The organism is Corynebacterium sp. HMSC056F09, from assembly GCF_001815785.1.
Taxonomy (GTDB): domain Bacteria; phylum Actinomycetota; class Actinomycetes; order Mycobacteriales; family Mycobacteriaceae; genus Corynebacterium; species Corynebacterium hiratae.
Map to the genome: position 1 here is coordinate 79,595 of NZ_KV821921.1, position 6,044 is coordinate 85,638.

General features: G+C 58.3%; 8 protein-coding genes. 2 read left to right on the top strand and 6 right to left on the bottom strand.

The features are described from left to right. Positions 1-3 precede the first annotated feature (3 nt). On the bottom strand, positions 4-156 hold the full coding sequence (locus tag HMPREF3056_RS13455; protein WP_168166775.1) for a hypothetical protein: 153 nt from the start codon (positions 154-156) through the stop codon (positions 4-6). Continuing rightward, positions 156-914: a class E sortase gene (locus HMPREF3056_RS05705; protein WP_070682176.1), complete on the bottom strand. Its 759-nt coding sequence runs from the start codon at positions 912-914 to the stop codon at positions 156-158. Before HMPREF3056_RS05705 ends, HMPREF3056_RS13455 begins: the two co-directional genes overlap by 1 nt. Before the next feature lie 66 nt (positions 915-980). Between HMPREF3056_RS05705 and yidC the strand changes: the two genes are divergently transcribed. Then, a complete protein-coding gene (yidC, locus tag HMPREF3056_RS05710) occupies positions 981-1,967 on the top strand; it encodes a membrane protein insertase YidC (protein WP_070754323.1) in 987 nt (328 codons plus the stop codon). On the opposite strand, the gene HMPREF3056_RS05715 is transcribed toward yidC, so the two are convergent. The 4 genes from HMPREF3056_RS05715 to HMPREF3056_RS13460 form a co-directional block, all read right to left on the bottom strand. Next, positions 1,924-2,532: a TetR/AcrR family transcriptional regulator gene (locus tag HMPREF3056_RS05715; RefSeq protein WP_046647650.1), complete on the bottom strand. Its 609-nt coding sequence runs from the start codon at positions 2,530-2,532 to the stop codon at positions 1,924-1,926. The two genes, yidC and HMPREF3056_RS05715, sit on opposite strands and share 44 nt — an antisense overlap. A gap of 68 nt (positions 2,533-2,600) precedes the next feature. Then, positions 2,601-2,861 carry a GlsB/YeaQ/YmgE family stress response membrane protein gene (locus HMPREF3056_RS05720; RefSeq protein WP_010188457.1) on the bottom strand — a complete coding sequence of 87 codons (261 nt, stop codon included), beginning with the start codon at positions 2,859-2,861 and terminating at the stop codon, positions 2,601-2,603. Positions 2,862-3,000: 139 nt separating this feature from the next. Further along, positions 3,001-3,897 (bottom strand): universal stress protein, encoded by an 897-nt coding sequence (locus tag HMPREF3056_RS05725; protein WP_046647652.1) that lies wholly within the window; start codon positions 3,895-3,897, stop codon positions 3,001-3,003. Between the two features lie 46 nt (positions 3,898-3,943). After that, positions 3,944-4,084 carry a hypothetical protein gene (locus HMPREF3056_RS13460; RefSeq protein WP_168160887.1) on the bottom strand — a complete coding sequence of 47 codons (141 nt, stop codon included), beginning with the start codon at positions 4,082-4,084 and terminating at the stop codon, positions 3,944-3,946. Between HMPREF3056_RS13460 and HMPREF3056_RS05730 the strand changes: the two genes are divergently transcribed. Next, a complete protein-coding gene (locus tag HMPREF3056_RS05730; protein ID WP_083317784.1) occupies positions 4,020-5,072 on the top strand; it encodes a pseudouridine synthase in 1,053 nt (350 codons plus the stop codon). The genes HMPREF3056_RS13460 and HMPREF3056_RS05730 overlap by 65 nt on opposite strands. The last annotated feature ends 972 nt before the right edge of the window (positions 5,073-6,044 follow it).

A 6,044-nucleotide genomic window follows, 5' to 3' on the forward strand; every position in this document is an offset into this window, starting at 1 on the left:
GGTCTAAACAGCGACGTCGTTATAGGGCATCTGCGCTGCTACCCAGGGGAACACAACCTCCATGAGCAGGAAGAAGACCCCCACGGCAAGAGCCAACGCCAGCACGGCTTTTACCGCGGTGGGGCCGGGCAACAGGTTCCACAGTGCGCGATACATTAGTTCTCCTCCAAGACGGCGGGGCGGTCATTGTCATCTGAGCCGGGCTTCTTAGCCTCCCGGTCGGTCTCCATCGCGTGAATAATCATGCGCTCCGCATTTGAGAACTGCGGATGACACGTCGTGAGCGTAAGCAAGGATTCGCTCGGCTCAACGCCCTCCGCCCCGGGAACAGGTTGGAGCACGCTCACATCACCCGGCAGCGTGATGTGGCGGCCTTGAATGGGCTGGTACTCCGGCTTGGCTTGCTGCTCTGGGCTGAAGCACTCCCCCGGGGAACCGTCGATAGGCAGCACGCGGTAGGTGATCCACTCCGTCGCAGTTTCGATGACGATGGCGTCGCAGGTGTGCAGGTTACCCAAGTCATTAAAGGGCGCGCCCTTGCCCACGCGGTGTCCGGCCACCGCAAAGTTGCCCGGCTCACCGGGCATCTGCGTGTCGGTGTAGCGCCCCGGTCCGCGCAGCAAATCATCCTCGTTGGTGCCTTCGAGGACCGCGAAGGCGAAGTCCGAGCCGAAGGCAGGGATATAGAGGCGTGCAAATGCCTCACCGAGCTGCGGGGCATGGCCAGCGCCGCGCGGATTGTGCCACTCCTCCTGTAGCGTCTCGTTGGCTTCGTCCTGTAGCTTGCCGGAGGCGATGTTGGTCCAGTAGGACTCGTAAAAAGCAAAGAGCAGCAGCAGCACGCCGGCCGTCAGCATCAGCTCACCGATGACGGAGCCGACGGTCGTTCGCGTGCGTGCGGTGGGGTGGGGCATACTCACTACCCTAGCCTCCCTGTAACGTGTAAGTGCCCCACCACCCTGCAGAAAGAGGAGTAGGCGATGATCGAAATTTTCATGTATCCGGTCTCCGGAATCATGAAACTCTGGCACCTCCTGTTAGGTGCTTTCTTCTCCGGCTCCATGTCATGGATCCTCACCATCGTCTTCCTCGTGCTGACGGTCCGCGGGCTCATCGCACCGCTGAACTGGCTTTCCGTGAAGCAAGGCCGCATCGGAGCCCTCATGCGCCCAGAGATGACCGAGCTCAACGCGCAGCTCGCTCGGGCCGACACCGTCGATGAGGCCGTCGCCGTCCTTACGCAGCAGCGCGATCTCAAGAAGCGCTTTCAGCACAATCCATTAGTGGGTTGCTTCCCAGCCTTCCTCATCATTCCCGCCTTTATTGGCCTCTACCAGGTGGTGCTCCGGGTTTCTGGCTCCACGCATGAGCCGGTGGGAATGCTCACGCTTGACGACGTCTCCTCTTTCCGCGCCTCCACCGTCTTCGGCGTTCCCCTCACCGATTTCGCCCGCGAGCACCGTGATTTGGTCCTGCCCATGCTCATCGCGGCACTCGTGTTTACCTCCCTCAACACGCTCATTACGCTCTACCGCGGCTACCTCACCACGCTTTTCGACGAAAAGATCCCTCGCCGCTTGCTGTGGTTTATGGCCCTCATGGTGGTTCTTATCCCGTGGATGTTGTGGATGGTGGCCTGGCACGGCCCCATCCCCGTGACCATCATCTTCTACTGGGGTTGTTCCTACCTCTTCACCCTGCTACAGACGGGCGTGTACGAAATCATTCTGCGCAAGCGCTACCCGCTGCCGGAGGCCGTCCACGAGCAGCGCCGCGCTAGCATCCAGCGCTGGCGCACCAAGGAGAAGAAGCGGGAAAAGAAAGCGGCCAAGCAGCGGCTCAAAGAGGAGCCGGGGCACAAGGAAGAGCTCGCCGCTAACCGCAAGCGCCACTCGGAGATCGTGGCGGAGGCACGAAAAATTGTTAAATCGAATAGTCGGCAGGAGGAGCCGACAGAAGCCGAATAGCCAGCTGCTTGGCTGTTACGAGCGGGGCGACGTCGCGGGTAAGGCGTGCGCCGGCAAGCCCGCCATCAAGGAAGATGAGAATTTCGCTAGCCTGCTCCTCTGAGGGGTAGCCATTCTTAGTGTTGAGGAGTGCTGTGACCGTGGAATGCATCCACGTGCGGTGCTCAACGCAGGCGGCCACGATGCCGCGCTCGGCATCAGTTTCTGGCCGCGGATACTCGCCCGCAGCGTTGAGGAAGTGCGAGCCCCTGAATTCCATGGAGGGCTGCTCCTCGATGGCCTTGTCGAAGAAGGCCAGGATCTTGCTTTCCGGGTCTGTCGCGTCCTCGGTGCGCTTTTGCCAATCGGCGCGATACTCCTCATCAAGGGCCTCAACGTACGCGATAACGAGGGCGTCCTTAGAGCCGAAGAGGGAATACAGCGATGCCTTAGCGACATCCGCCTCACGCAGGATGCGGTCGATGCCGATGACGCGGATTCCTTCGGTGGTAAAGAGCCGCGTGGCGGATTCGAGCAGTCGGCTGCGCGGACTCGGACGATTGCGTCGCGACTTCTTTTCGGCCATTTCTTCTCCTCACATGACAAAACCGGTTCATCTACACAATATAGACAAACCGGTATGTATGCGAATTATTATTTCTTGCGGCCCGTAATGGCTCCCACAATCCACAGCAGGATACAGGCGCCGACCGTTGCCGTAATAATCATAAGGAACCAGCTATCACCAACACTCTTATTAAAGAGCGCAAGCAAGCCGCCACCAATCAAGCCGCCGATAACACCAACAATGAGGTTAGTGAACAGCCCCTGATCGCGCTTCATAATCTTCTCAGCGAGCCAGCCCGCAATGATGCCGACAACAATCGAACCAAAGAAACCGAGACCAAGTCCCATGTCACTCTCTCCTTCTAGTAACAGTAAATAGCTTTTATTTACGTTCTCCCCACCGTACGCGTTAAAACACCAAAACGACTCGGGCTTACCACTTATCCAGTAAATGGGCCCGAATCGTTATAGCGGGGTTATGCGAAGGTTACTCGGAGTCCGGACGTACCACCATCATCGGGCACGGTGCGGACTGCAGTAGCGCGCGGGAGGTGGAGCCAAGCAGCATGCCCTTGAAACCACCACGGCCGTGGGAACCCACGACGAGAAGCTGGGCGCCCTCAGAAGCCTCTGCCAGCGCGCGAACCGGACGGTCGCGAGCAATAACCTTCTTGACCTGTACCTCCGGGTACTTTTCTTGGAATTCAGCGAGGCGCTCGGTCAGCAGCTCTGCCTGCTCCTTCTCCACCTCAGCCCACTCGGCCTGTGCGGCGGAGAGGCCGGCCAGGGAGGCCTGAACCTGCATATCCATCCAGGTGTGAACGGCAATGAGCTCCGCGCCGCGGGCATCGGCTTCCTTGAAGGCATAATCTGTTGCCTTCTGGGAAACCTCGGAGCCATCGACACCGATGACAACCGGACCATACTTGGTGGACTCAGTGACGTGGTTATCCTCACGGACCACGACAACCGGGCAGGAGGCGTGGGAAACGACGGATGCGGACACCGAGCCCATCACCATGCCGGACAGGCCGCCCATGCCGCGGGAGCCCATGACAATCATGGTGACGTCCTTGGACATCTCCAGCAGCATGTCAATCGGGGAGCCCTCAGCCACGGTGTGGCCAATCTTCAGATCCGGGGCAACCTTGTGGGCCTCGGCGCGGGCATCCTCGATCTTCTCTAGGGTTTCCGCCTGGAGGTCATCAAAAAGCTCCTTCGGCGGAACCATGCCTTCGGCGTAGAGGAACTGCGGCATCGTATAGCTCGATGCGATACGCAGCGGGATACCCCGCTTTACCGCGGTATTAGCAGCCCAGCGGACGGCGTTCTTCGACGCTTCCGAACCATCAACGGCGACGACGACAATGTCTTCCTTTGCCATGACCTTTCCTTTCGAAGTGCTTACACTTCCAGTCTAATACCTATTACTAGACCTGTGGGGTGGTAGCAGCGTCCGCGTTGGCGGGGAAGAGAATGTTGTAGGCGGCCACGACAATGTCACGAATGACGGCACCGATACCATTAGAGAAGAAATCGATGACGGGTGCGAGAATAGAGTTAAAATCCATGGGTCAAAGAATATCGCAAAAAAGGCGTGGCGCAACACCACTTCCTATTCGTGATGGGCTAAACCCCACCCACACCCGCGTGCCTGAAGGTCCGATTACCGCGTGGAACTTTGTTCACCACCTCATCGTCACTCAGCGCCACCGTCACCCCGACGACAACGAGGCCGCGCTACAGGCCCGCTTCGACGCAGACGAAGTTGTGCGCCAAGATGGTTCCCCTCTTCGCCCTGATAGTATTCTCGCCACCAACGCAGTGGTGTACTTCTACCGCATGCCGGCTCCCGAAACTCCCGTCCCATACGACATACCAATCCTCTTTGAGGACGAGCACCTCCTAGTGGTGGATAAGCCGCCCTTCATGGCCACCATGCCCCGCGCCCGGCACATCACAGAGACTGCAACCGTGCGCCTGCGCCGGATGACGGGAAACAACGAGCTATCTCCCGCGCATCGTCTCGACCGGCTTACCTCCGGCATCCTCGTCTTTACGAAGGACCGCTCCGTCCGGGGCGCCTACCAAACGTTGTTTGCCGAGCGCCGCGTAAACAAGACCTACGAGGCCATCGCGCCGCTTGCCGACGTCTCCCCAGGCACCATTTGGCGCTCCCGTATGGAGAAGACCCCGGGGGAGCTGCAAGGCCGCATCGTCGAGGGGGAAGTCAATGCCATCACCGAGGTCGCCGGCGTGGAGCCGGTAGATAAGGCCCCCTACGAGTCCATCCACGGTTCACTACCAGAGCTCGCGAAGTACACCTTGAAGCCGCAGACCGGAAAGACGCATCAACTCCGATTGCACATGCTTCAGGCTGGCATACCCATTATTGGGGACCCCATCTACCCCGTCATCTACCCGGCAGAAGCCGAAGACATGCGAATTCCCATGCACTTGACGGCGACGCACATTTCTTTTGCCGACCCCGTAACCGGCTATACCCGTGAGTTTCACTCTCGATTACCCCTACATACCCATAATCTTCTTCGCCCGTAGTTTTGGCCCCAGTACCCAAAAAGGCTGGGCCAAGCAACACTGCTGCCAAAGAATGAGGACGGAATTAGACCAGCACTCAAACCATTGCCTTTGACATGTTGGTCCGATAGCCTAGGACATCCCTATAATTCCCTATCCGAAAGGAACTGACACGATGAAGAAGTCCCTAGCTATCATCAGTGCCGCCGCACTTATGGTCACGGCGACACCCACAGCGACAGCCGAGGACGGGCTAGTGAACAACGCTCGACAAGGATCGTCTACTGATCTCAATGAACTCGTCGTCTCTCAATGAACTCGTCGTCGACTCCCCCTTCTACGACATTATCGCTATTCCAGTCACGCTCTCATCGCTCGCTCTTTCGTTCCTGGGCGTCCCTCAGTGCGGTTTGCACGACACCCGCGGTTGCGAGAAGGGCTAAGTACCACCGTCACCAAAGACAGCGCCTGTTCCTGTTTCCTGTAGATTTGGCCTTCGGCCCGCTTTTGCTGCGGCTGGGGGCTATTTTTGTTGTTCTCTACGAGGCAAACCCATCACTTGGGCGATGCGCCTAGGTTCAAGAATGCTGTAGCCTGCAAATGGTCCGGGGATGAGTGTCCTCAGCCGGCAAAGCTGTGTTGCTTGTTTGGGCGGCGGTGGATTCTTTGTGCTTGAGATAATTAGCGCGTATGACTCGTGCTCGGATCCGTTGCGGTCTATAAGCGCAGACGTGGAGACGTGGATGTGCAGCACGCAGGTCTGTGTTTTCGGGTTTGTGCTTTTGGGTTTTCTAGATGTCGCTTCCGGCTGCCGGATATGGCAGCACTGCTGTGCGACTGGCTTAGGTTGCCTTCAACGACACGTATACTCGCCCCCAGTGTTGCTTGGGGTGCGATGCGAAGGCCCGAAAACGCACCAAGAGCCTAGACATGGTGTGTCTAGGCTCTTGGTGAGATATATTTAGTTGTTTGTTTTGTTTGGTGTCGGCGGTT